Here is a 21445-nt window from a genome sequence, read left to right as displayed (position 1 = left end):
ATTTGACAGTTTACTATGGATGATCCGCGCGAAAAAGGACAGGTCGAAAAAGGCAGGTTTGTGCGACTACATCGATTTATGAAACGAGACGACGGAGGCGTGGTCAACAACCCATTGCGCGCCAACATTGCTCTGACGCTTGAGCGGGAGAGAGCCAAACGCGGCCTATCCCATATGCACATGGCGGAACTGTTTCGGACCGCCGAGGGCGAAAAACTGGCCTATCGAACCTACATTCAGACTGTGCGTCAGAAAAATAATGTCACATTGACGACGCTGCAGATCATGGCAAACGGCTTGCAAGTGTCCTTTGCAGGACTGCTCGCCGGCGGTAAGAAGGTTCCGGAATGGGCGCATCGGTTGGACGACAATGCGATCCGCAAGCGGCTGGCGCACATCATCGATTTTGAGCGACAACGACGTACTTTGCACCGCTATGAGATGGCCAAACTCATCGGTGTGGCGGAGGCGACATTCACGAAACTGGAGCGCGCGAGCGGCAACATCAGCGTGGACACGATTGCCGGGATCGCCAAGGCGTTGAAACTGGATCCAGCGACCTTCCTCTTTTCCGAAAAGATCCCACCAACAGCAGACCTACCTGTTTCTGATTAGCTGGAGGGGTAGGCACCCATTTGAGAGCTGATCCAGCGTCATCATCCTTCTAGCGGAGACAACGGAATGACCTGGCAAGCTCTGGCGATGCTCGCGCAGACCGTGAACAAAATAGAGCAGAACTGATACCTAGCCGCCCCACGAGTGTTCCTTTGTTCGCCCGTACCTGCGGAACGATTGCCAAAAAATGGCTGCGGCGGAGGCCAGGGGAATTCTGACCTGCACGGTTGTGCCGATACCTTGAGCGCTTTTGATGATGAGCTTTCCGTTCAGCGTCGAGACCATCTGAGAACATGCGGTCAGGCCAAGGCCAGTATGATTCCCGGCTCGCGTTGAAAAGAAAGGGGTGGTCGCTTTTGCAGCGATCGTAGGCGGCATGCCTGAGCCCTTGTCGGCCACCTCAAGCACTAGATAGGTGCGGGGGAGGAATGGCTGTCGCTTGACTGTCGCGGAGACAAGAACTTGGGCGTTATTGACGTCCGACGAAGCGGCAAGAGCGTTTTCGATCAGCTCGTTCACGACCAACCGGAATGGCGCCGAGGGTACGGGGTGCAAGCGCGCTTTGGAGTCGATACGGACTTGCACCAAACCGCTACGCTCTGCCGTTACATCTTCTAGCAGTCGGCCGAGCGGCACAGTGCTGGACTCTTGTGGCGCATAGGCGATCTGGAGCACACTGTTGGTGATCGATTCCAGTTCGCTCGCGGCATTGCGCGCAGCCTCAAGCATTTCGCTGCTTGGCTGCGTATCTGGCTGTGAATGCTCAAGGAACAGTCTGAGGGCTGTAACACGCGATCGAGTAGTATGCGCAAAGAGCGACGCGAACGAGCGCATGTGCTGGTCACGGCGGTTGGCCGAGGAGTAGCGCTGATGGATAACGAGATAGAAGGTGGCGCCGAGGCCAAGCGCGATGGCGAAGATGAACCAGTTGCGCGAGGCGGCAATGTCGATGCCGGCGGTCTGCTGCAAGGTGGCGCTGTGATCAACAGTAGAGCTGGAAATCTCATAAATTGACTGTTCCAGCTTGGCCATGTCGGCAATGGCTTGAGTGTAGTTTTTGCGGGCCGACACAAGGGGGGCGATTTTCTCTTCGAGGGTCTGGCGAATCCCGCCCAGTAGTGCGGCGTCATGATCCGGAAAAAAGCGGTTCAGATAGGGCAGGTTTTCCAGCTGCGCGACGTTCACGCTCACCAGCGCCATTTGCCGATCGATGTCGGCATCAAGCTTGCCCGTCTGGTCAGCAATACGAAGATAGCCATACACCCGTATAAGGCGCTCGCGAATCTGTGCCGCGCGCCACTGAATCTCGAAGGTCTGGTTGAGGATGGCATCCGTCTCCTGACGGTAGCGGTTCGATTGGATGAATGTCCAGGCACTCAGCCCAAGCGCCGCAGCCATACCGAGATATGGCAGAACAGTGAGCAATCGGCCGTTGAAGAACTTCATTGCGTGGCGCGCAGGACGACCGGGAAAAACACCCAGATCGAGTTTCTTGCTGGAACGTATGAAGCGGGCAATTGGTCGAAGGGCCAAACAATGAAGATAGGGCCTTTCTCCACCATGCTGATCGGGCGGAAATCATGGCCCGGGGGGCAAAGCGAGCCGGCCTTGTCGTTCTCGTTGCAACGACGCTCGACCGCCAGAATCGGATTATAGGACCGGATTTCGTCCATTCGAATATCGGAAACGAAGTTGTCATAGGCGACAACTTTCACCTCCTGCGCGGCGGTTATTCCAGCCTTGGAAAGCACGTTTGCAAGCAGCGGCCCACGATATTCGATTTTTTCGCTGTCGCTCGTCCAGGGTGTACGCGTGTCATAGGCCTGTTGCGGAAACTCTGCCCGCAGCTGCTTCACGGAAAAGACCGCGATGGTCTTGCCGCCGGCATCTTGAACCGACACTTCGTTGGGATCGAGCGGAATTTCCTCGGCGGCGCTGGCGAGCGGAAGGGCAACGGCAAATATGACGGCGAGAGCACTACGCAACATCTTCCACATCCTCGTATTCGCGGGGGCCATCGTTCTTGGCGAAGAGCACGCAAGGTCCTCGGGAGCCCCGCGGATCGTAGGCAAATCCCTTTTCCGCCAGGGCAAGCGTGATGTTTCGGATGCCGTCAAGGCCATAGAGATGGTCGTGCAGCTCAAGAAAGATGCGCTCGACCCCGGGCAGCTCGGCATCCTGCAGAAGTTCTTTCTCAGCACCTTCAATGTCCATGACGAGGGCGTTTATTCGATGATCGGTGATGAAACGATCGACGTCGGCCGAGACGATCGAAAGTTCGCGCTCGTAGGGTCCTTGGTCTTTGTCCGTGGAAGACATCCAAAGGTCGCGGCGAACGTAGAAGGTGAAGGACCGCGGCGGGCCCGCTGTGAGGATACCCTGGGAATATGTGACATTGTCGAGATCGTTGGCCGCTATCACGCGTTTCGCTAGCTCCGCCGTTGCGGGATTTGCTTCAAAAGCCCATACCTGAACGCCGGGGATTTTTGCGATCAGTGCGGTGATGATGCCGATACCCGACCCCAGCTCCAGTACGCGATCGCGCGCCTTGACCGCCCTGAAGATCCACTTCGCTTCCTTAGCCTCATAGCTCTGGCTTTGAAGCGCACGCCAGATAACCGGCGAAACATCCTGTGGTGCGACAGGAACCTTGATTCCATGGACGATCATGGGCGCCATTGGCTCACAGCCCCTGCGGGAGCCGATGGCCTTGCCGCATGAGCTTGGCGCGAGCCTGCTTGTAGTATTTCTCCGCCGAGCCGGGCTCAATGGCGAGCCGATCGGCCATGAGAGAAAAGATCTCCTTGCGTTTCACGCCGGGAGCACGGTGCGCCATCATGTCGATGGCCTCCTGCTCGCGCGGAGTGAGGGCTGAAAATCGATAATCGGGTTTGGTCATGACAGCCCGCGAGAGGCGCAAGGAGAACCCCTTGGTGGAAATATCGTCCAGCACGTCGCTGAATACGCCGGGCGCAAGGCCGGTTTTGCCGAGATATGCGGCGGCGCCGATTCGCCGGAAACCATCTGCCTCGCAACGGTTGTCGGAACCGGTGACGACAACATGGATTGCACTGGGTGAAGCTTCGATGATCCTATCGACGACAGCGATGCGATCGCCTTGTGAGGTGGGATCAAAGCCGGGCAAGCCAGGGTCGATGACGACCAGATCGAAATGATTGTTTTGAAGCTCGGCAGTGGCGATCGTCAGCGATTCCGCGCCGAGGACGACGCATTTTTTGAAACTCGCTTGCACTTCATTCATCAGAGCCAGACGCATAAGCGTCTGGTCTTCGACCACCAGGGCACGAAACATCGGAAGCCAATCCTTCTACGCAGCCGCCCCCCGCCCTGTATTTCAGAATTGGTCGCTTCAATCTAGGGATGTGAACATCCCTAGTTTTCCTCGCCTCCACAGGTATTTGTATGTGACCGATATACGCAGGGAGCAGGACGATGCCTATTCGATTGGTCTGTAGCACCGGAGTGATGGAAGCGGCTGAAGGCGTCGCGAAATTGATTGCGGAACATCGTCAGCGCGTCGCCGCGCTTGAACGTATCGGCAAGCGTTGGATGGGGGCCGAAGGGCCTGACGCGATCGTGCTGGGTGAGAGGCTGGACGCGGTTATGGCGGAGGAGGCCGCTGTGCGAAGGCGTGCTGCCATTGCTCCAGTAGCCACTATCGCGGAAATGAAAATGAAGGCTGCTTACTTTCAACGGCTGACGGCTCATGACTGGTGCGAGGTTGATGTCGACGATTTTCGCGCGTTGCTCGGTTCTTTCGCGAAACTGCAGTCCTAGGAGAAGAGCGCTGAAATCCATGAGACCACGGTATTCCAGGCCGCATAGAGTCCTGCCGGCACCAAGATGATCGCGATGAATGCAGCGGCTCCACCAATAGCACCATCACCGCGTCCTTCGACGGGATAGTAATATTTGTGCGCCTCATCCTCTTGCTTCATTATCGCCTCTCCAGCCCTTGGCTCAGCAGCAGTTGCACAGGATGCTGAAACGTCGCGCCCCACAAACCCGCACGATTCATCTTAGCGTTGATTTCCGCGACGAGGTAGTTCTCATTGACGGCTTTGCCCTTTGCTGTCGTTGCGGCAAATGCGTATCCGGTCGCTATCAGCGCGGTGCCGACGTCGATTGTTTCGCCATTCAGCTGCGCACCGCACACGACAAAAACCGCCTTATCCAGGGCGTAGCCGATTGGCTGGCATGTAACCGCCGCGCTATCGAACAGCGCAGCAAGGTGCGCCAGCGAGGTGTTCCCGCAATCGATTTTGTTCCCATTTGGCTCTTCAGCTGATGTGCCTCGAAGACATGACTGGACGCCATAGAGGCGGAAAAGGTGATCTCCGTCACGCCAGGTATCTCCGGTCAGCAGTTGAGCCGATTTCGATACCGCGAAGGGCGTTGGCACGGCAGACTCGGATGCATCCTGCGCCTGCGCCGATGCGCATACCGAGAATGCGGCCAGCACTGCAAAGCTCGCCTGTTTCATTCCTGGAACTGTCCACCGAGGTCGGCGGAATGCTCGAGATCGGGGCGCAGCGACTTGCCGTCCTTGTTGCGTCCGATCGCTGCCATGTCGAAAAAAACCATTTCGTCATCGTCGTAGGCGACGTTGTACGGGTCGTTTGCGTTGCCCGCACCCACGAGAGAGAAACACGACACGGCGTCGGGTTCACCCTTCTTGCTTTGCAGCACAAGCGTTTTGCAAAGCACGACAGATGCACGATCGTTGTAGATTGCCTCTTCATAGTCCTGCGCGGCTTTCGTGCAGTCCCATTGCTGCGCCTTGTAGGTAATCTTTGGTTTTGGACAGGCTGCAAGGCCGCGCAGTCGATAAGCCATGCCGTTGATGACGCGCTCGGTCGCCGAGGGCACCTTGACCGGCGAGACAAGGGTCGCCGCATCGCGCTGAAAGAGCGCGCCTTTCGCATCGTAGCGCTCATAGACGAACACTTTCTCTCCCGGCTTGGCAAACTGGAGCAGGTAGCGCTCCGACGGCTGCGCGAAGGCACTTGGGGCATCGGCGCCGGCAGCATAAGCGACGGCACCTTGGAGCAGCAAGACCGTGCAAAGGGCAGTCTGTTTCATTGAAATTCGTCCCTGCGGCGCATATCGTGTTGACACTTTACTAGGGCTGCGTGTAGCCATAGTAAAGTGTTAAATTTTGGCGACAGTATGAACACTCGATTCGCTCTTCTGGTCACCCTCTTTGGCGCCACGATGCCGTTGCAAGCGCACGGCCAGGACAGGGCATCAGACCGCGTCGCAGTCGCCTTTGCAACGCCGGCGCAAGCCCTTGCCGCGGTCGGGGCGCAAAGGCCGGGGGCGTGTGAGACCGGAAATCGTGCCGAGGTCTCCCAACTTGTGCGTTCAATCGCGCAGGACGAAGGGTTCGACGCCGATCTGGCCGAGACAATTGCATGGGCCGAAAGCGATCTCGGCGCCAGTCAGGGCCCCTCAAAGGCCGGAGCCTTGGGAATCATGCAGCTGATGCCGGGCACGGCGGCCGATCTGGGGGTGAGCGACCGTTGCGATACACAGGCAAATGTCCGGGCTGGCCTTCGCTATCTGAAGTCACTCTATGACGAATTCGGGGACCCGCTGCTGATGCTGGCAGCATACAACGCCGGGCCCAACAGCGTCTACAAGGCCCAGGGTATTCCGGTGAATCCGGAGACGGCGGAATACATTGTGAAAATACTGAACCGCTGGAAGTTCGGCGGTGTGGTGAAGAAGTCCGCCCTGACCAAATCCGAGACGCTCGCGGCCGCTCCGCCAGCAAGCGAGGACGCTTGGCAGGGTGGTCATGTCATGGATTTCGGCAACTGAAAGGAGCCAAGGGTGGAATACAGGAAAGCGGGCAGATTTGCCCTGAAACTGGCCTTGGCCTCGGCGGTCGGAATAGCTCTCGCGCCAGCCACTGCGTATGCCCAGTCGGCGGCGCCAGTCGAAAATGTGCTGGAGTGGTTCGTCGGAGTTCTGCAGGGCAACATAGCGCGTTCATTCGCCATCATCGCCGTCTGTTTTCTCGGTTTCCTCGCCATGACGGGCCGGCTCGCGTGGATGATGGCTTTCTCCATCATCATTGGCATCGCTCTGATCTTCGGCGCTGCCCAGCTGGTGGATGCGGTTCGTGCGACCGCGGGAGGCAGCTGAGACATGGATGACGAGGAAGTCTATGTCGAGCCGGTCAGCCTGCCACTGACACGCCCCCCGATGAAATGGGGAGTGCGCTATGAGGTCTTCGCTCTGAACGGCATCCTGGCGGTTATCGGCTTCATTGCCACGAGCAGCTTCATGCTCGGCCTTGGCGTGTTCGGCGTGGTGCATCTGGTCAGCGCATATCTGTGCCAGCGCGACCCCTACATGTTTCATATTTTCGAGCGGCGCGTCTCCAAACGCGGAGCGGTGGCGAACCTTACTTTTTGGGGCGCGAGGAGCTATTCGCCATGAGCCTCGATGCCGACCTGAAATTTGGCCGCGAGCGCCGGCGTGAAAAACCCGCGGCGATGCACATCCCTTACCTTCGCCATGTCGATGACAATCTGATCGTGACGAAGAGCGGCTTTCTGATCGGCGTCATCCAGCTCAGTGGCCTGCCCTTCCAGACGATGGACCAAGCCGAGTTGAACAGCCGCATGTTCAACCGCAACACGACGTTCCGCAATCTCTCGACCTCTCGCTTTGCAGTCTACACAACGATCATCCGCCGCCACGTAACGCCGGAGATCGAAGGCGACTTTGACAATCCTTTCGTGGCCGAGCTCGACGCCCGCTACATGGATGAGCTTGGGGCGAAAAACCTTTTCGTCAACGAGGCGTATCTGGCGGTCATACGCCGACCGATGGTCGGTCGCGTCGGCTGGGTGGACAAGGCGCTCAATGCGTTCCGCATCAGTACCGCGGGCGAAGAAACCCGCGAAGAGGCGATGGCCGAACTGCATGACGTTCTCGACGGAGTCGTCAAGGATTTCACGGCTTATGGTGCACGTCTTCTCGGCGTCGTGAAGCGCCGCGACAGCTTCTTTTCCGAGCCCGCGGACTTTTTGGCGAAGATCCTCGCCGGCGGCGGCGACGTGGAAATGCCTTTGCCGCGCATGAGCCTTGGCGATGTGCTGGCGACACGACAATTGTTTTTCGGCAAATCCGCGCTGGAACTTCGCGGACCGGACGCTGGCAAGCTCGGCGCCATGGTGTCGATCAAGGAATACCCACCGTTCACCGCGCCGGGCTCATTGGACGGTCTCTTGCGCCTGCCGCATGAGTTTGTCCTGACGCAGAGTTTTGCGATCGAAGATCGTGTCACGGCGATGCGCAGGATCAACACCATCGCGAACCAGGTTGAGGGCTCCGACGAGGCGGGCACGACGGTTGAGGAGTCCGTCCACGACGGCGCTGACAAGCTGGCCGGCGGCGAAGTGGTCTTCGGACAACATCACATGAGCGTCATGGCCTTGGCACCGGATATGGGGGGTCTCAACCGTGCGCTATCCGACATCACGGCGGAGCTTTCGCGCATGTCGATCGTGCCGGTTCGCGAGACACTGAACACGGAACTGGCCTTTTGGGCGCAGTTGCCGGGAAATTTCAGCTACATCGCGCGACGTGCGTTGATCTCGTCCCTCAATTTCGCCGGCCTTTTTTCAGGACACAATTTCCCGTCGGGCCAACGTGAGCGGCTGCATTGGAAACGGCCCATCGCTTTGCTCGAAACGACCAGCCAGACAGCCTATTATTTCAATTTCCACGTTCATGATGTCGGGCACTTCACGGTGTTCGGCCCGACTGGCTCGGGCAAGACCGTGGTGCTGTCATTCCTGATGGCGCAGGCCATGCGCATCATGCCGCGGCCACGATGTGTTTATTTCGATTATATGCGCGGCGCTGAAATTTTCGTTCGGGCGCTCGGCGGTCGCTATGAGGTGATGGAGCCTTCCCAGCCGACCGGGTTCGCGCCATTGCAGCTTGAGGACACGGCAGAAAACCGGTCCTTCCTGGAAGATTTGCTCATCTACATTCTGACGCCGGAAGGCGGCGCGCTGGATGTAGCGGAGATGCGCGTCATCAACGCCGCCGTCGACATGATCTACAAGATCCCGCGCGAACAGCGTACCTTCGACCTGCTGCCGGAAGTGCTGCGGGGGTCGCTCATGCCTGGCATGAACGATCTGGCCGCGCGGATACAGCCCTGGCTCGACCCGAAAGGACAAGGGCTGGCTTTTCAACAATCCCGTCGATCTGGTCGATTTTTCGAAGCCGGTTGTCGGGTTCGATATGACCAAGATCCTGGGCGATCGAAAGCTGCGTTCGGCGGCGTTGCTCTACATTTTCCATCGGCTTGAGGACGTCATCGACGGCTCGCCGATCATGCTCTTCCTCGATGAAGGCTGGAAGCTGTTGGACGACGAGGTTTTCGCTGCTTTCATCAATGAGACGCTGAAGACCATTCGTCGCCGCAACGGCGTGGTCGGCTTTGGCACGCAGACGGCGGAAGACGTCGTCAATTCCTCCATCTCGTCGTCGCTGATCGAGCAAACGAAGACCAACATTTTCTTCCCCAACCCGAAGGCGAGCAAGGAGTCCTACATGGAGCGCTTCTCGCTGACAGCGAAGGAATTCGAGTTCGTGCGCCGCACCGCCAAGGAAACACGCACCTTCCTTGTCAAGCACGACAGCGACTCGATCGTTGCCAAGCTCGATTTGTCGGCGATGCCCGATCTCATCAAGGTCTTGTCCTCGAACGAAGCCAACAGCAAGGAATGCGCCCGGCTCCGGGAGGCCTTCGGCGACGAGCCGGAGATTTGGCTGCCATACTTCTGCGGATGGGAGAACGAGCATGACGAAGCGGCTTAGCAGCGCTTGTCTGGCCGTGGCTCTCGCGACGGCGGAAAGCATGAGCGTGGCTGTCGCTCAGATCGCGGTGATCGACGGGCAGAACCTCGACAAACGGCAGGAGGACGAGCAGCACAGCAAGAAGTCGGATGAAGCGAAGAACGACGAAACCGACAAGAAGAAAAGCGTCGTCTGCACCTATTCGAACAAATACCGCTCACAAATGTTTCGCCGGTCGCCAGCCGAAGCGTTGCAGCGCGACGCGGGCAACGTGAAGATGATCCGCTATTATGCGCAAAAATACGGGGTGCCCGAAGGCCTGGCGCTGTCCGTCGCCTATCAGGAATCGCGCTTCGACACATGCGCCGGAAGCCACACCGGCGTCAAAGGCGTCATGCAGCTGACTAAGGGCACCGGCAAGTCCATGGGGCTTGACCGCGACGTCAACGAGCAGAATGTCGAAGGCGGCGTCAAATATCTCGGAATGGGCGTGAAGCAATGCGGGGCGACGAATTATAGCTGTCTCGCCTCCTTCTACAACGGATCGAACGCTGGCGAGCAAAACCAGTGGGCCGGCGGTGTCGGCCGCTGGAGCAGCTACTTCAACGACTATGTGTCGAGCGGCAAGGCTCCGGCCGCCGCGCCGCCACCATTCTCGATCGTAACGGCCGACGGCGCAGGCGGCACGGCCCAGGACGCGGCCATGGGCACGGTCAGGAAGGCGGCTGGCGGCCTCGATGCAAGCTCATCGCAGATGGGCGCCAACAATGCGGCGATCGACGCGCTGGCGGGCAATGTTGGCCAGGTGACCGAATACAAGGACGCTTGGGAGCTAAACTCGTCGGCTCGTGGGATCAACGCCGATGTCACCAACCAGTACCTCGCCCAGGCGGGGGACTTCACGGCATTGCTGGCCCAACTTCTATCGTTGCAGAATGTTCAGGCATCGCAGTCGTCCAAGCTGGTGCAACAGCCGAAGAGCGGCTCTCCAAACCCGTTCTCCTGTGATCCCGCGGAATTGGAGCGGTTGAGGATCGATCGCGGCCGGTGGCTACCATGCGCACTTGAGAACGCGGGGGCAAGCTCGGCCGACAGTCGCTCGATGATCATCACCAGTGATCCTGCCGGCGCTGCCAGCGTCATTAATTCTCTACAGCAATAGGAGGCTGACATGAACAAATTCGCGATTGCTGCCAGTCTGGCGCTTTGGGCAAGCACGGCCCACGCACAGATTGCTGTCATTGATGGCGCCAATCTCGATGTCGCCCGCAAGAATGCGGACAACACCAACTCCATCATGGATTCGAACAAGGATATCCTGAAAAAGAGCGAAGAGATCCTGCAGGCTCTCAGTGGCAGTCGTGACGGTTCGCTCGGCATCGGACAAATGGGTCTGGGCGGCAACATGTCAATTGCCCAGGCTCCGTCGTTCGGATCGATCCTGAACGGCGGTGCGCTTTCGTTTGGTGGCCTGTCGCCCGAAATTCAGAAAATCGCCGGCGCCGTCATCAACGGGCTGCAGCTGGTGAAGCAGCTCCAGCAGATTGCCGGCAAGGAGACCAGCGCCGTCAACACGGCCTATGGCGGCAGCGTCAACGTGGCTTCGCTGCTAAGCGCATTGACCTCGCAGGCTTCGCAGGGCGTTACCCAGCGCCAACAGTCTTTGCAGTCCGCAAGTGGGCAGATCGGGCAGTCGCAGGACGTCAAGGGTTCGGTGGACCAGAACACACGAATGCAGCTGGAAAACGCGCGCGCGGTCAACGAATTGATCGGCGTCCAGAACGGTGCGGTCGCGGCCCTGAATGAGAAGCTGAAGGGAGATCTTCTTCGCCAGAGCCAGGTGCAGAAGATGATGACACCGCGCACCGTCAATCCGTTCGCGGACTTTGGCAAGAGCGGGGGTTAGCCCTTTGTTGAGGCGGGTGTTGCGCACATGCCTTGTGATTGGGCTCAGCGCGGGGCTTTTCGGTTGCGCAAATCGCGAACGGAAAGCGCCGTGCGGGCCTTTGGCGTATGCCCACGCCGATGAATGCGGCGCGCTGAAGCCGGTCAATTCAACGCCGTTCGCCAGCATCATTGACGAGGATCCATGAACGGTCTCGCCGCAAGCATCCTCGGTGGCATTGACAACATCGGCGAGGACTTCGTTCGCACCGTCTATATGCAGTTGGGCAATGCGATGGGCAACGTCTTCACCCTCATGCTCACCCTCTATATCGTGTGGTGGGGCTACTCGATTTTGAGCGGGCGAGAGTCGATTTCGCCAATCGAAGCGGCCTATCGCCTCGGCCGCGCCGTCATCATCTATCTGCTGCTGACCGGATGGGGCACATTTTCGGCGACGATCTATCAGCTCGTGCAAAGCATTCCAGACGAGGTCGGTAAGGTGATCGTCGGCGCCGTGTCGCGGGCCACCGGCAATCAGCTCAGCGACCAGACGGCAATTCCAGCGCTGATCGACAATCTCTACCAAGGGGCGCAGGACGTCGCCAATCAGGTCTACAGCGGATCCTTCTATGACATTTTTGGCGCGCTCTTGTCGCTGCTCGTTCTGCTATCAGCCATCATCTTCGCAGCGCTTGCCATTGCCGCGATCATCGCCGCCAAGGTGATGTTGTTCATCACGCTGGCCTTGGCGCCGATATGGATCATCCTTTGGCTTTACCGATGGTCCTCGCGCATGAGCGAAGGCTTTCTTTCGCTGACCACCTTTCTGATGATCCAGCAAATCCTGATCTACGGCTTTCTCGGTTTCTACTTCTCGCTCGTCAATGCGGCGCTGAACACCGCCACGTCCGGCGGAGCGACCATGGACAGCAAAATGTCGCTGGTGCTGCCGTTGGTGCTGGTGACGATCATCGGCATCTACGTTCTCATGCAGATACCCTCGATTGCTTCGATCCTGAATGGCGGCGGGTATCTCAGCACCGTGGGCGCATACAATCCTTATAGAAACTTCGGCAGAAACGCCGTGCGCTACTCCGGCGCGCGGTGGGCCGCCGGCCGCGCCGCTCGGGGCGCCCAGCAGCTCGCGGCAAACAGTTTTCGAACTTCGCGAGCAGCCAGGGCGGATGCCGCAACCCGGACCGCTATCCAGCAAGGTGCGCGCGATAACTCCAGGCCTCTGGCCTAGACCACACAATGATCACCGATCGCGGTGCTGGATCAGATGCGTCCCGAAAACGAGGCAATAGTAAAGTGGCAATTCCAATGGAAACAGCTGCTAACAGCAGCAGCGAACTCGTCGACAAGCGCTATTACAGGGCGGGCGCGACCTGGGAAGACGACACGCACAGGTCAATGCGTCGATCGCGTACATTGGCCTGGATCGTCAGCGGCGTTTCCGGACTGGTGGCGGTGCTGTCGCTGCTGGCGCTCGTGCTGATCCTGCCGCTCCGGCAGTTCGAACCGTATGTTGTCGAGGTCGACAAATCGACGGGCTACCTCGAGATCATGCGCGCGCTGAAGCCTGGAGATTTGTCGCAGAACGAGGCCGTCACGGCGGCCAATCTGGTGCGCTATATCAGGGCCCGCGAAACCTACGATTCGCGTGAACTGAAACAGAATTACGACCTGGCGCAGCTCTACTCGACCGACGCCGCGTCCAAGGATTTGACATGGCTTTATACGCCAGCAAACCCACAATCGCTGGACAAGATTTTTGGCCGCAATGTCACTATCTCGGTCGAGATCAAGTCGGTTTCCCTGCTCAATCGCAACACAGCCTCGGTGCGCTTTGCCACGATGACGCGGCGGGACAATTCGTCCACAGCCGACAATTGGGTGGCGGTGATAAAATTCCGCTACACCTCAACGCCGCTCAAGAACGAATGGCGTTTTGACAACCCGTTGGGATTTCAGGTTACGGATTACCGCCGCGACCAGGAATCGGCGCCGGCCGCGGGGAGCCTGCAATGAGATGGCGCGCGGGCCTCGTCCTATCGGCCGCCTTTCTGCTCGGCACGATTCACGGCGCGGCCGCACGCGACGGCCGCATCCGATATGTCACCTTCAACAATGACGACGTGACGTCGGTGCGCGCCGCTCTTGGGATTTCCACGATGGTCGAACTCAGTCCGACCGAAGTCATCGAAACCGTGTCGGCTGGCGACACGAAAGGCTGGTCGATCATCCCCAAACGCGGATCGCGGTTTCTGTTCGTCAAGCCGCTGGAGCGAGATGCCTGGACCAACGTCAACGTGGTCACCAACCGGCGCGTCTATTCCCTGCTGCTGCAGGCCACTGACAATAGCCGTGACCGGGCATCCTTCCAGGTCCGGTTCAAATACCCGGACGAGGATATCAACGCGCGGCTGCTCTCACAGGCCAAGGAGAGCGCCGCCGATCCGGATTTGAAGGACCTGAACTATGCCGGCCTCAACTACGACTACGCCTACAAGGGCGACGACAGCCTGAAGCCGCGCACCGTATTCGACGACGGCACCAAGGTGTTTTTGGAGTTCAAGGGCGACATGCCGGCTATTTTCGTTGTCGACGACAAGCGCCATGAGTCGCTGGTCAATGTTCGCACGCAGGGCAAATACACAGTCATCGACAAGGTCGCGCGGCAATTCACCTTGCGGGCCGATGGCAAGACGCTCTGCCTCTACAACCGGGCGCGACCCAACGCTATCGATCCCGTCGAGCAAGTCTACGGTCCAACGAAACTGACACGCGGTTCCACCCTGTTCGGATCCAGCGGAGGGCGCTGATGTCCCAAATCGATTATAACCAACTGGATGGTAGCCCGACGGTCGCTCGCCGTGGTGCGGGCGTCGGTACCAGGATCGCCCTGGTCAGCCTCGGCGTAGTGCTGGTAGGCGCGCTGATATGGCTGAACTGGCCCCGGGAGCCGGTATCGCGCGATGTTCGCAGCGATGGCGAGGAAATCTTCAACCCGCCCGAGTTCCGCCCGCCGGCGTTGAACGAACCGCCGCAACCTGCCGACGGCACGGTCGACCAGATCGTGGTGCCGCCACCGGCCGCCGACCAGAGCGGCACACAACAAGCCGATAATGTCGATCAGACGGTGCAGGAGGGCGTGGATCTCGATGCGCAGCGGCGGGCGCTGGAGGCGCAAATGGCGGTCGAGGAAGCTCGCCGCAGGGCCGAGGCGGAAGAAGCCCGCCGCAAGGCCGCGGCTGAGGACGAGGCTCGTCGTAAAGCGGAGGCGGCCGAGCGCGAAAAAGCGGTGTGGGAACGCCTGCGGTCGAACCAGATGGTGACGAGTGATCAAACCGCCTCGACGGATGCCGGCGCCAAGGCGGCGCAGGTCGAAATTGCGCCCGACGGTCAGATCATCCCGGTCCCCGGCGCCGACAGTGATCCCAACAAGGCATTCTTGGCGCAGTCTGAGGCAAGTTCTTCCGGCATCGTCAAAGCCAGGGCGTTCCGACGTACCGACGCGTTGATCCCAGAGGGAACGATCATTCGCGGCTATTTGGAAACCGCGGTCAACACCGACCTTGCCGGCGCCGTGCGCGCTGTCGTGCGTGAGGATGTCTTCTCGCTCGACGGCAGGCGGATCCTCATTCCGAAGGGCTCGCGCCTGACCGGGGAATACCGCTCGGGGCTTGCGCGCGGGCAGAAGCGTGTTTTCATCGTCTGGAGCAGGGTCATTCGCTCGGACGGCATTTCCGTCGATATCAAGTCGCCTGGGGCAGACGCGCTCGGCCGTGGCGGCATGGGCGGGCGTGTTGATACGCACTGGGTTGAACGCTACGGCAACGCCATCATGCTTTCCGTCGTTGGCGGTGTCTCTGAATATCTGTCCTCGCTTTCGGATAGCAGCCAGAATGGACAACAGCGCCAGGTGTCGACGGTCGATCCCGTGACCGGCGAGACCACGACCGTAACTTATGGCGGCAATGGCTCGCAGCACGACGCGCGTAGCATCGCCTTCGACAAATCATCGACCGCCCTGCAGCAACTCGCGCAAGAGGCGTTTCGTGATACGCAGAACATTGGCCCGACGGTCTACGTCGACCAGGGCACATCGGTTGTCGTGCTGGTGCGCCGAGATCTCGATTTCTCGGATTTGTACGCCGATCCTGTCCAGGAAGAAGTTGCACGCCTGAAGGCAGGCGGGCGGCCGAAGACGGCGATCGATCCGACGCCTCTATACGGCACGCCGAAGGATCATTTCTATCCCGGCTATCGGAGCGCGGTGAAATGAATGCCGTGCATCCCCTCCCCGACCCATGGGCGAGAGCCCCGGTCCTGCGCGCTCATCTGGAGCCGATATGGCCCTATTTGAACGAAGATGCGGTGTCCGAGATTGCGATCAACAGGCCGGGTGAATTGTTCATCGAACGCCTCGGCGCGAAAGAGATGGAGCACGTCGTCAAGCGAGAGGTCACACCCGGCTGGATTAGGCATATCTCGACCGGCGTCGCCTCGGCGACCAACCAGGTCATCAACGAAGAAAAGCCGGTCCTGTCGGCCGCTCTTCCCTCGGGCGAGCGCATCCAATGCATCTTGCCGCCGGCGGCTCCCGAAGGCGGGGCGATTTCGATCCGCAAGCAGGTCATCATGGATATGAGCCTTGATGCCTACAACGATCTCGGCGCATTCGAGAACACGGCGATGGGCAGCGGACTTGCGCTGTCAGCCGAAGAAAAGCGACTTGTCGAAATGCTGCACGACACTTCGCCGATGGAGTTCCTGCAGTATGCGGTACGCAACCGCGTCTCGATCGTTGTTTCAGGCGGTACGTCGACCGGCAAGACGACGTTCTTGAATGCACTCCTGAAGGAGATCCCAGCCCATGAACGGATCATCACAATCGAAGACACCCGCGAACTGAGGCTGCCGGCCCCCAACAACGTTACCCTGATAGCCTCGAAGGGCGACCAGGGGCTTGCCAAGGTCTCCGCGCAACAGCTGCTCGAGGCCTCGCTTCGCATGCGGCCCGACCGTCTGCTGTTGGGCGAGTTGCGCGGCGCTGAAACCTTCGCGTTCCTCCAGGCGATCAACACCGGCCACCCGGGTTCGCTCACCACCGTTCATGCCAATTCCGCCCGGTCCGCCTACGAGCGCCTGGCGCTCATGGTCATGCAGGGCAGCTCGGGCCTCGCACGAAGCGAAATCCTCGACTACCTGCGCGAGGTCATTCCGGTGGTCGTGCAGATGGTCCGCACCGAAGGCGGACGGCGTGGCATCAGCGAGATCAAGTTCACCAAGGCGGAGACGATCTAGCGGGGCCCATCCATGCAGAAAGTCGCAACAGCAATTTTCATGGTGCTCATGGCGATGGCCCTGGGCGCCCTGGTCTTCACCGTCGCCTATGCCGCGACGGATTGGTACCAGACGGGCTCCCACGTCCTGTTCGACCAGCTGAACGCCAATCCCTTGCCGGTCGTTCGTCAGGCTTGGGCGGACACGATGGCGAGGAATTTTGGCCGGATACAATACGCCGTTGCGGCAGGAGCATTGGGGTTTCTCTTGCCACTGGTCAGCTTGTTTCTCATGCGTCCGAGAAAGCGCAATGACTCTCGCTTCATGACCATGAGCGACGTATCAAAAACCGGCCTGACGAAAGTGGGCGGCGTCTTCGTCGGTCGAGCCGGCGGCAGGCTGGCCGAAATTTTGTCGCCCCGCCGCGATCAGCGCTCAGGCAAGTTCCGCTTGACGCAGCGCAGGCTGATTGGCGGCAAGAAATTGTGGATTGATGGCGATGATGTCGGCGGCTTCGTCATAGGGCCGCCGCGCTCGGGTAAAGGCACGTCTCTCATCATCCCGAACGCCTTGACCTGGCCGCATTCGCTCGTGGTTCTCGACCTGCGCGGCGAGACCTATGCGGCGACCGCCGGCTACCGTTCCACCATGAGCCGCGTGGTGCGTTTCGCGCCGGCAGATCCGGACAGCAATACCGCATGCTACAATCCGATGGACTTCATCTCGCTGGATTCGGCACAGCGCGACATCGACCTTCGCAACATCGCTGCGGCATTGTTTCCGCGGCCCCCGTCCAACGCAGACCCGTACTGGGTCAACGATGCCCGCCTCCTTTTTACCGGCATCGCGTCCTTCGTCATGGAATCGCCCGCGATCCCAAACGAGAAAAAAACCTTTGCCACAATCCTCGAGATCATGAACGGCGCCGAGCAGCCGCTCCTGGAATTCATTGGCTCACTGCGCGAGGAACGCCGCCGCGAATGTTCGCATTTTACCCTGCAAACCCTGCTGCCATATTTTGAGATGTCCGAGCGGCAGTTTTCCGGAATCTACGCTGGCGTACGCACCGGGATGGCGCCCTTTCTCAACGAGCGCCTAATGCGAGCCACGTCGCGCAGCACGTTCGATATTCGCAAGCTCAAGCGCGACCGGATCTCTCTTTATCTCGACGTGCGGCGTGAGCAGATTACGTCGCTTGGATCGCTGTTCAATGTCCTGATTACGCAGATGATGAACTTCATGTCGGAAAGTCTGCCGCAGCCGGGCGAGCATCCAGTGCTCGTGCTGCTCGACGAGTTCCAGAACCTCGGCAAACTCGAGAACGTGACTGAAATGGCGAGCGTGCTCGGCGGCAACGGCGTTTCCATGTGGTTCTTCGTGCAGTCGCTGAAGGCTGTAGACGAGATCTATCGCCAGGAAGGGCGCAAGACGCTCATCAACGCCGCTCGCGTGCAGATCTTTTTCGGTGCGCAGGACGTTGACGATCTGCGCTACGTTTCCGAGCAGCTCGGCGAAACGTCGGACGTGCAGAAGGACGTGACGCGCACCAAGGCAACGTTGTTTGACACTTATTACACGCGTTCGGAGCACCGCAAGGAAGTGCGGCGGCCCCTCATGCGGCCGGATGAAATCCGTACGCTCGACAAGAACAAGGTCATCATATTGCCGCGTGGGGAACTGCCGATCCTCGGCACGCGCAATTTCTATTTCGCCGACGGCCAGCTCGCCAAACGCGCGTTCATGCCCCTGCCCGCCTCTACCGACGCTTCGCGCACGAAAAGCCCTGCATTGGACGCTTCCGCGGGGGTTCCACCTCCTGCGCTCCCGACAATTGTGCCGACAGCACCGGCGTACCGCTCAGGCCTCTTGCAGACCCGCCTGCGGCGCGGCGCAACATTTGCCGCAAAAGCAGGCCCTATAGCTCCGCCTCCGGGCCGGCGCGCAATCGTGAAAGACCGCCTGAAAGCAACAGAGGCTGCAGCCGTACCAGTCTATGCCGCTATAGATTTTACCGCTTTGACCGCCAAAGCGGTGACAACACGCATAGCCCCCGACAAGGAAGCGGCGGTTGCGGCGATCCTGAACAAGGTGCGGTCTCTGCGCGCCAACGCATCCGACACCGAGACTTTCGATCGAAATCTGAGCATCGTCGAAGATGCTTTGCCTGATCTAGTCGATTAGCCTACCAGCCTACGGCGATGGCCGCCAACGGGCCTCCCGCCAACCGTAAAAGGCCGCATTTGATGCGCCAGCCGCCACGGTTTAAACTGGGAGCTCAAAGTAGCTTCCGCGTCTCAGTGGCAGTTTTTCCTTTCCAAAATCGCGAAATATCTGCTATGGAACTTAGGTTTATTGCGTTGATATTAATAACTTAATTTCTCATAATGCAGAGCGTTTTTAGCTTGGCGTCGCGCTGCAAGGCGGATGGCGAGAGTGCGCTGGGGTGGATCGCGGCGGTGAGCTAAAAACGTGTTGGACTAAGCCGCCGGCGCGGGTGGCCGCTATGGGTTTTCAATTGGGGCCGCACCCATGAACAGGCATCGCGTGGCGGTGCGGATGCGTCGCGGACGCGGCGATTGAAGGCGTGGCGTGCGCCGAAAGCGGCACGGATATCGGTTCCGGCATGTGAGGATCGGCGCCGCGCCCTGCCTGGGAGAGGTTGCCGGTGATGACAGCGCACACTTTTGCGGGACCGGCTCAGTTTGGCTTCCAAGGGGGCCGGCGCGATGCTGATGACCATAGGAAGGCGACGTCCCTGCTTCATGACGTGTCCTGGTATGGCGGGTGTCCGGTGACGCCGTCGAATGTTTCGATGATGATCATCTGGCCTTGACGACAGGCGGGGCATTGCCTGAGGGAATGCCCGGTGAGGGCCTCGTAGCGGTCGCGGTAGTCCTTTGCGGATCGGCTGTCCGACGGCTCAGGAACCGGCATGCCGAGCAGGTCACGACAGCAGGCGAGGTTTTGCGCGCGATAGCGATTGCCGAGGAAGCCGTAATAGCGGATGCGATGGAAGCCCTCGGGCAGGACGTGTAGCAGGAAGCGACGAATGAACTCATCGGCCGCCACGGTCATGACCTTCTGCCGACTGCCGTGCCGATAGTCCTTCCAGCGAAAGGCGACCGCGCCATCCTCGATGGCCACGAGGCGATTGTTGGAAATGGCGACGCGGTGGGTATAGCGGCCTACGTAGTCGAGGACCTGTTCGGGACCGGCGAAGGGTGGCTTGGCATAGATGACCCATTCGGCCTTTCGTAGCGGTGCCAGATAGCGCCGGAACGCATCGCGCTCGCTCAAGGCCTGCAAGTCAGAGAAGAACTTCAACTGGCCGGCGTCGAAGGCTTTCTCCAGATGCTCCAGGAACAATCGTCGGAACAGGCGTGAGAGCACCCGGACCGGCAGAAAGAAGCCGGGCTTGCAGGCGATCCATCGATGGCCGTCGGCAGAAAGGCCGCCGCCTGGGACGACGCAATGTAGATGCGGATGATGGAGCAGGTTCTGGCCCCAGGTGTGCAGCACGGCGAAGAAGCCGATCTCGGCGCCCAGGTGCTTGGGGTCGGCAGCGATGGTGCGCATGGGTCTCGGCGGTGGCGCGGAAGAGAAGACTGTAGACGAGTGCCTTGTTCTGATAGGCAATGGCGGCAACGGGCTCCGGCAGCGTGAAGACGACGTGGAAGTATTGCGTGTCGAGAAGCTCGGCGCGACGATCCTCCAGCCATTGCGCGCGGGCCAGCGACTGGCAGCGGGGGCAATGACGATCGCGGCAGCTGTTGAAGGCGATGCGGTTATGGCCGCAGTGATCGCACTGCTCGACATGCCCGCCGAGCGCGGCGGTCCGGCACAGTTCGATCGCCGTCATGACGCGGCGCTGGGCGGTCGACAGCGACGCGTCATGCTGCTCGCGATAGGCTTCGCCGTAGTAGCGGAAGATATCCGCCACTTCCGGCCCCGAGCGGGCCATCGGCGCGAGCTCAGAAGTACTGAGGCTTGGCGGGTGGCGGCAGGATGGGCGCCGGACGCGGTAAGAGCTCAAAAGGGCTCGATGTGGCGCAGACTTTGTTGGTGGCAATCCGCAGGTAATGGGCGGTGGTCGCGAGGCTGCGGTGACCGAGCAAGACTTGAATGGTGCGCTCGTCGGCGCCGGCCTCCAACAGATGGACGGCGAAGGCGTGCCGCAAACTGTGGGGCGTGACCGGTTTGGACAAGCCGGAGCGGTCGCGCGCTTTCGCGCAGGCGTGTCCCACGGCATCCCTGGTGATCGGCTGGTCGGCACGATCGCCGGGGAAGAGCCACGCCTTTGGCCGGCGCACCTTCCAATAGTTGCGCAGGATCTCCAGCAGCTTGGGCGACAGCATCACGTAGCGGTCCTTCTGGCCTTTGCCCTGCTCGACGCGGATGACCATTCTCTGGCTGTCGATGCCCGTGGGCTTCAGCCGAACCGCTTCCGAGATGCGCAAGCCGGCGGCATAGCAAGTGGTCAGGATGGCGTGGTGTTTGACGTCGAGGACGCAACCGAGGAACCGCTGAACTTCCTCGGGACTGAGGATGATCGGCAGCTTCTGCGGCTTCTTGGGAAGCGGCAGGACCTCTTCAAGCGCCCAGTCCCTTTCGAGCGTCACCTTGTAGAGAAAGCGCAGCGCCGCAATGGCGATGTGGATCGAGCCGGGCGCCAGCTTCTTCTCGTTGGTCAGATAGACCTGATAGGTCCGAATGTCCTCGCGCTGACCTGCCACGGGTAATTTCCTCCATCTGAGATTAGAGTCCGGCCTCGATTGAAGGACGGACTGATGAAGAGAAAGCGGTTTAC

Annotated in this window: 23 protein-coding genes and 2 pseudogenes; 16 read left to right on the top strand and 9 right to left on the bottom strand. The window is 59.8% G+C overall.

Annotated elements, in window-relative coordinates:
* Positions 1 to 15 precede the first annotated feature (15 nt).
* Entirely contained in the window at positions 16 to 615 is a 600-nt protein-coding gene (locus tag NKH80_RS28525) for a helix-turn-helix domain-containing protein (protein WP_352995079.1), read from the top strand.
* Positions 616 to 744: 129 nt separating this feature from the next.
* On the opposite strand, the gene NKH80_RS28520 is transcribed toward NKH80_RS28525, so the two are convergent.
* From NKH80_RS28520 to NKH80_RS28505, 4 genes are read right to left on the bottom strand one after another with little or no spacing between them, the layout of a single operon-like run.
* Positions 745 to 2061, bottom strand: coding sequence for a sensor histidine kinase (locus NKH80_RS28520; RefSeq protein ID WP_352995077.1), 1317 nt, complete (start codon positions 2059 to 2061; stop codon positions 745 to 747).
* The gene (locus tag NKH80_RS28515; RefSeq protein ID WP_352995074.1) at positions 2058 to 2603 is read right to left on the bottom strand and encodes a putative pterin-binding protein; all 546 of its coding nucleotides are present in this window, start codon (positions 2601 to 2603) and stop codon (positions 2058 to 2060) included. The genes NKH80_RS28520 and NKH80_RS28515 overlap by 4 nt, the downstream gene beginning before the upstream one ends.
* Positions 2593 to 3294 carry an FkbM family methyltransferase gene (locus tag NKH80_RS28510; RefSeq protein ID WP_352853628.1) on the bottom strand — a complete coding sequence of 234 codons (702 nt, stop codon included), beginning with the start codon at positions 3292 to 3294 and terminating at the stop codon, positions 2593 to 2595. The genes NKH80_RS28515 and NKH80_RS28510 overlap by 11 nt, the downstream gene beginning before the upstream one ends.
* A 4-nt stretch (positions 3295 to 3298) precedes the next feature.
* Positions 3299 to 3928 (bottom strand): response regulator, encoded by a 630-nt coding sequence (locus NKH80_RS28505; protein ID WP_023785088.1) that lies wholly within the window; start codon positions 3926 to 3928, stop codon positions 3299 to 3301.
* A gap of 140 nt (positions 3929 to 4068) precedes the next feature.
* Here NKH80_RS28505 and NKH80_RS28500 point away from each other — a divergent pair, with 140 nt between their 5' ends.
* Positions 4069 to 4413: a hypothetical protein gene (locus tag NKH80_RS28500; protein ID WP_352916713.1), complete on the top strand. Its 345-nt coding sequence runs from the start codon at positions 4069 to 4071 to the stop codon at positions 4411 to 4413.
* On the opposite strand, the gene NKH80_RS28495 is transcribed toward NKH80_RS28500, so the two are convergent.
* The 3 genes from NKH80_RS28495 to NKH80_RS28485 are packed head-to-tail and all read right to left on the bottom strand — an operon-like array spanning position 4410 to position 5778.
* Positions 4410 to 4574 (bottom strand): hypothetical protein, encoded by a 165-nt coding sequence (locus tag NKH80_RS28495; RefSeq protein WP_352916715.1) that lies wholly within the window; start codon positions 4572 to 4574, stop codon positions 4410 to 4412. The two genes, NKH80_RS28500 and NKH80_RS28495, sit on opposite strands and share 4 nt — an antisense overlap.
* Positions 4574 to 5119 carry a thermonuclease family protein gene (locus tag NKH80_RS28490; RefSeq protein ID WP_352995069.1) on the bottom strand — a complete coding sequence of 182 codons (546 nt, stop codon included), beginning with the start codon at positions 5117 to 5119 and terminating at the stop codon, positions 4574 to 4576. The genes NKH80_RS28495 and NKH80_RS28490 overlap by 1 nt, the downstream gene beginning before the upstream one ends.
* The gene (locus tag NKH80_RS28485; protein ID WP_156942071.1) at positions 5116 to 5778 is read right to left on the bottom strand and encodes a hypothetical protein; all 663 of its coding nucleotides are present in this window, start codon (positions 5776 to 5778) and stop codon (positions 5116 to 5118) included. The genes NKH80_RS28490 and NKH80_RS28485 overlap by 4 nt, the downstream gene beginning before the upstream one ends.
* Positions 5779 to 5805: 27 nt before the next feature.
* On the opposite strand from NKH80_RS28485, the gene NKH80_RS28480 reads away from it, so the two are divergent.
* From NKH80_RS28480 to NKH80_RS28425, 14 genes and pseudogenes are all read left to right on the top strand, one after another.
* Positions 5806 to 6459 (top strand): lytic transglycosylase domain-containing protein, encoded by a 654-nt coding sequence (locus tag NKH80_RS28480; RefSeq protein ID WP_051410263.1) that lies wholly within the window; start codon positions 5806 to 5808, stop codon positions 6457 to 6459.
* A gap of 12 nt (positions 6460 to 6471) precedes the next feature.
* Entirely contained in the window at positions 6472 to 6786 is a 315-nt protein-coding gene (locus NKH80_RS28475) for a TrbC/VirB2 family type IV secretion system protein (protein WP_023749602.1), read from the top strand.
* Positions 6787 to 6789: 3 nt separating this feature from the next.
* The gene (locus tag NKH80_RS28470) at positions 6790 to 7083 is read left to right on the top strand and encodes a VirB3 family type IV secretion system protein (RefSeq protein ID WP_023720449.1); all 294 of its coding nucleotides are present in this window, start codon (positions 6790 to 6792) and stop codon (positions 7081 to 7083) included.
* Positions 7080 to 7418, top strand: a pseudogene (locus NKH80_RS30190) (VirB4 family type IV secretion/conjugal transfer ATPase); the annotation flags it as partial. The gene NKH80_RS28470 and the pseudogene NKH80_RS30190, both read left to right, overlap by 4 nt.
* Positions 7419 to 7496: 78 nt before the next feature.
* Positions 7497 to 8972 (top strand): VirB4 family type IV secretion/conjugal transfer ATPase, encoded by a 1476-nt coding sequence (locus NKH80_RS30185; protein WP_502901003.1) that lies wholly within the window; start codon positions 7497 to 7499, stop codon positions 8970 to 8972.
* Entirely contained in the window at positions 8905 to 9483 is a 579-nt protein-coding gene (locus tag NKH80_RS30180) for a VirB4 family type IV secretion system protein (protein ID WP_502901002.1), read from the top strand. The genes NKH80_RS30185 and NKH80_RS30180 overlap by 68 nt, the downstream gene beginning before the upstream one ends.
* On the top strand, positions 9467 to 10624 hold the full coding sequence (locus NKH80_RS28460; protein ID WP_352995066.1) for a transglycosylase SLT domain-containing protein: 1158 nt from the start codon (positions 9467 to 9469) through the stop codon (positions 10622 to 10624). The genes NKH80_RS30180 and NKH80_RS28460 overlap by 17 nt, the downstream gene beginning before the upstream one ends.
* Positions 10625 to 10633: 9 nt before the next feature.
* Positions 10634 to 11368, top strand: coding sequence for a type IV secretion system protein (locus NKH80_RS28455; RefSeq protein ID WP_352919983.1), 735 nt, complete (start codon positions 10634 to 10636; stop codon positions 11366 to 11368).
* Positions 11369 to 11551: 183 nt separating this feature from the next.
* A complete protein-coding gene (locus tag NKH80_RS28450) occupies positions 11552 to 12595 on the top strand; it encodes a TrbL/VirB6 family protein (protein WP_352995063.1) in 1044 nt (347 codons plus the stop codon).
* Between the two features lie 8 nt (positions 12596 to 12603).
* A complete protein-coding gene (locus tag NKH80_RS28445) occupies positions 12604 to 13380 on the top strand; it encodes a VirB8 family type IV secretion system protein (RefSeq protein WP_352725856.1) in 777 nt (258 codons plus the stop codon).
* Positions 13377 to 14174 carry a TrbG/VirB9 family P-type conjugative transfer protein gene (locus tag NKH80_RS28440; protein WP_352995058.1) on the top strand — a complete coding sequence of 266 codons (798 nt, stop codon included), beginning with the start codon at positions 13377 to 13379 and terminating at the stop codon, positions 14172 to 14174. The genes NKH80_RS28445 and NKH80_RS28440 overlap by 4 nt, the downstream gene beginning before the upstream one ends.
* Complete coding sequence (gene virB10, locus NKH80_RS28435) at positions 14174 to 15637, top strand: type IV secretion system protein VirB10 (protein WP_352995055.1); 1464 nt, start codon at positions 14174 to 14176, stop codon at positions 15635 to 15637. The genes NKH80_RS28440 and virB10 overlap by 1 nt, the downstream gene beginning before the upstream one ends.
* Positions 15634 to 16659 (top strand): P-type DNA transfer ATPase VirB11, encoded by a 1026-nt coding sequence (virB11, locus tag NKH80_RS28430; protein ID WP_023749594.1) that lies wholly within the window; start codon positions 15634 to 15636, stop codon positions 16657 to 16659. Before virB10 ends, virB11 begins: the two co-directional genes overlap by 4 nt.
* 12 nt (positions 16660 to 16671) lie before the next feature.
* Positions 16672 to 18819 carry a type IV secretory system conjugative DNA transfer family protein gene (locus NKH80_RS28425; protein ID WP_352995052.1) on the top strand — a complete coding sequence of 716 codons (2148 nt, stop codon included), beginning with the start codon at positions 16672 to 16674 and terminating at the stop codon, positions 18817 to 18819.
* Between the two features lie 621 nt (positions 18820 to 19440).
* Here the strand turns inward: NKH80_RS28425 and NKH80_RS28420 are convergent.
* Both NKH80_RS28420 and NKH80_RS28415 read right to left on the bottom strand, forming a co-directional pair.
* Positions 19441 to 20599, bottom strand: a pseudogene (locus NKH80_RS28420) (IS91 family transposase); the annotation flags it as partial.
* Between the two features lie 10 nt (positions 20600 to 20609).
* The gene (locus tag NKH80_RS28415; RefSeq protein ID WP_352995049.1) at positions 20610 to 21371 is read right to left on the bottom strand and encodes a tyrosine-type recombinase/integrase; all 762 of its coding nucleotides are present in this window, start codon (positions 21369 to 21371) and stop codon (positions 20610 to 20612) included.
* Positions 21372 to 21445: the final 74 nt, after the last annotated feature.

It is taken from the genome of Mesorhizobium sp. M0904 (assembly GCF_040319475.1).
Lineage (GTDB): Bacteria > Pseudomonadota > Alphaproteobacteria > Rhizobiales > Rhizobiaceae > Mesorhizobium.
The sequence above is the reverse complement of the archived record's forward strand: the minus strand, read 5'-3'. Positions and strand labels throughout refer to the sequence as shown.

Bases quoted from the DNA above. Each gene is read 5' to 3' on its own strand.
- virB10 (WP_352995055.1), top strand. From the start codon at position 14,174: ATGTCCCAAATCGATTATAACCAACTGGATGGTAGCCCGACGGTCGCT.
- NKH80_RS28525 (WP_352995079.1), top strand. From the start codon at position 16: ATGGATGATCCGCGCGAAAAAGGACAGGTCGAAAAAGGCAGGTTTGTG.
- NKH80_RS28455 (WP_352919983.1), top strand. From the start codon at position 10,634: ATGAACAAATTCGCGATTGCTGCCAGTCTGGCGCTTTGGGCAAGCACG.
- NKH80_RS28470 (WP_023720449.1), top strand. From the start codon at position 6,790: ATGGATGACGAGGAAGTCTATGTCGAGCCGGTCAGCCTGCCACTGACA.
- NKH80_RS30180 (WP_502901002.1), top strand. From the start codon at position 8,905: ATGACCAAGATCCTGGGCGATCGAAAGCTGCGTTCGGCGGCGTTGCTC.
- NKH80_RS28460 (WP_352995066.1), top strand. From the start codon at position 9,467: ATGACGAAGCGGCTTAGCAGCGCTTGTCTGGCCGTGGCTCTCGCGACG.
- NKH80_RS28440 (WP_352995058.1), top strand. From the start codon at position 13,377: ATGAGATGGCGCGCGGGCCTCGTCCTATCGGCCGCCTTTCTGCTCGGC.
- NKH80_RS28515 (WP_352995074.1), bottom strand. From the start codon at position 2,603: ATGTTGCGTAGTGCTCTCGCCGTCATATTTGCCGTTGCCCTTCCGCTC.
- NKH80_RS28450 (WP_352995063.1), top strand. From the start codon at position 11,552: ATGAACGGTCTCGCCGCAAGCATCCTCGGTGGCATTGACAACATCGGC.
- NKH80_RS28445 (WP_352725856.1), top strand. From the start codon at position 12,604: ATGATCACCGATCGCGGTGCTGGATCAGATGCGTCCCGAAAACGAGGC.
- NKH80_RS28505 (WP_023785088.1), bottom strand. From the start codon at position 3,928: ATGTTTCGTGCCCTGGTGGTCGAAGACCAGACGCTTATGCGTCTGGCT.
- NKH80_RS28520 (WP_352995077.1), bottom strand. From the start codon at position 2,061: ATGAAGTTCTTCAACGGCCGATTGCTCACTGTTCTGCCATATCTCGGT.
- NKH80_RS28500 (WP_352916713.1), top strand. From the start codon at position 4,069: ATGCCTATTCGATTGGTCTGTAGCACCGGAGTGATGGAAGCGGCTGAA.
- NKH80_RS28510 (WP_352853628.1), bottom strand. From the start codon at position 3,294: ATGGCGCCCATGATCGTCCATGGAATCAAGGTTCCTGTCGCACCACAG.
- NKH80_RS28495 (WP_352916715.1), bottom strand. From the start codon at position 4,574: ATGAAGCAAGAGGATGAGGCGCACAAATATTACTATCCCGTCGAAGGA.
- NKH80_RS28425 (WP_352995052.1), top strand. From the start codon at position 16,672: ATGCAGAAAGTCGCAACAGCAATTTTCATGGTGCTCATGGCGATGGCC.
- virB11 (WP_023749594.1), top strand. From the start codon at position 15,634: ATGAATGCCGTGCATCCCCTCCCCGACCCATGGGCGAGAGCCCCGGTC.
- NKH80_RS28490 (WP_352995069.1), bottom strand. From the start codon at position 5,119: ATGAAACAGGCGAGCTTTGCAGTGCTGGCCGCATTCTCGGTATGCGCA.
- NKH80_RS28485 (WP_156942071.1), bottom strand. From the start codon at position 5,778: ATGGCTACACGCAGCCCTAGTAAAGTGTCAACACGATATGCGCCGCAG.
- NKH80_RS28480 (WP_051410263.1), top strand. From the start codon at position 5,806: ATGAACACTCGATTCGCTCTTCTGGTCACCCTCTTTGGCGCCACGATG.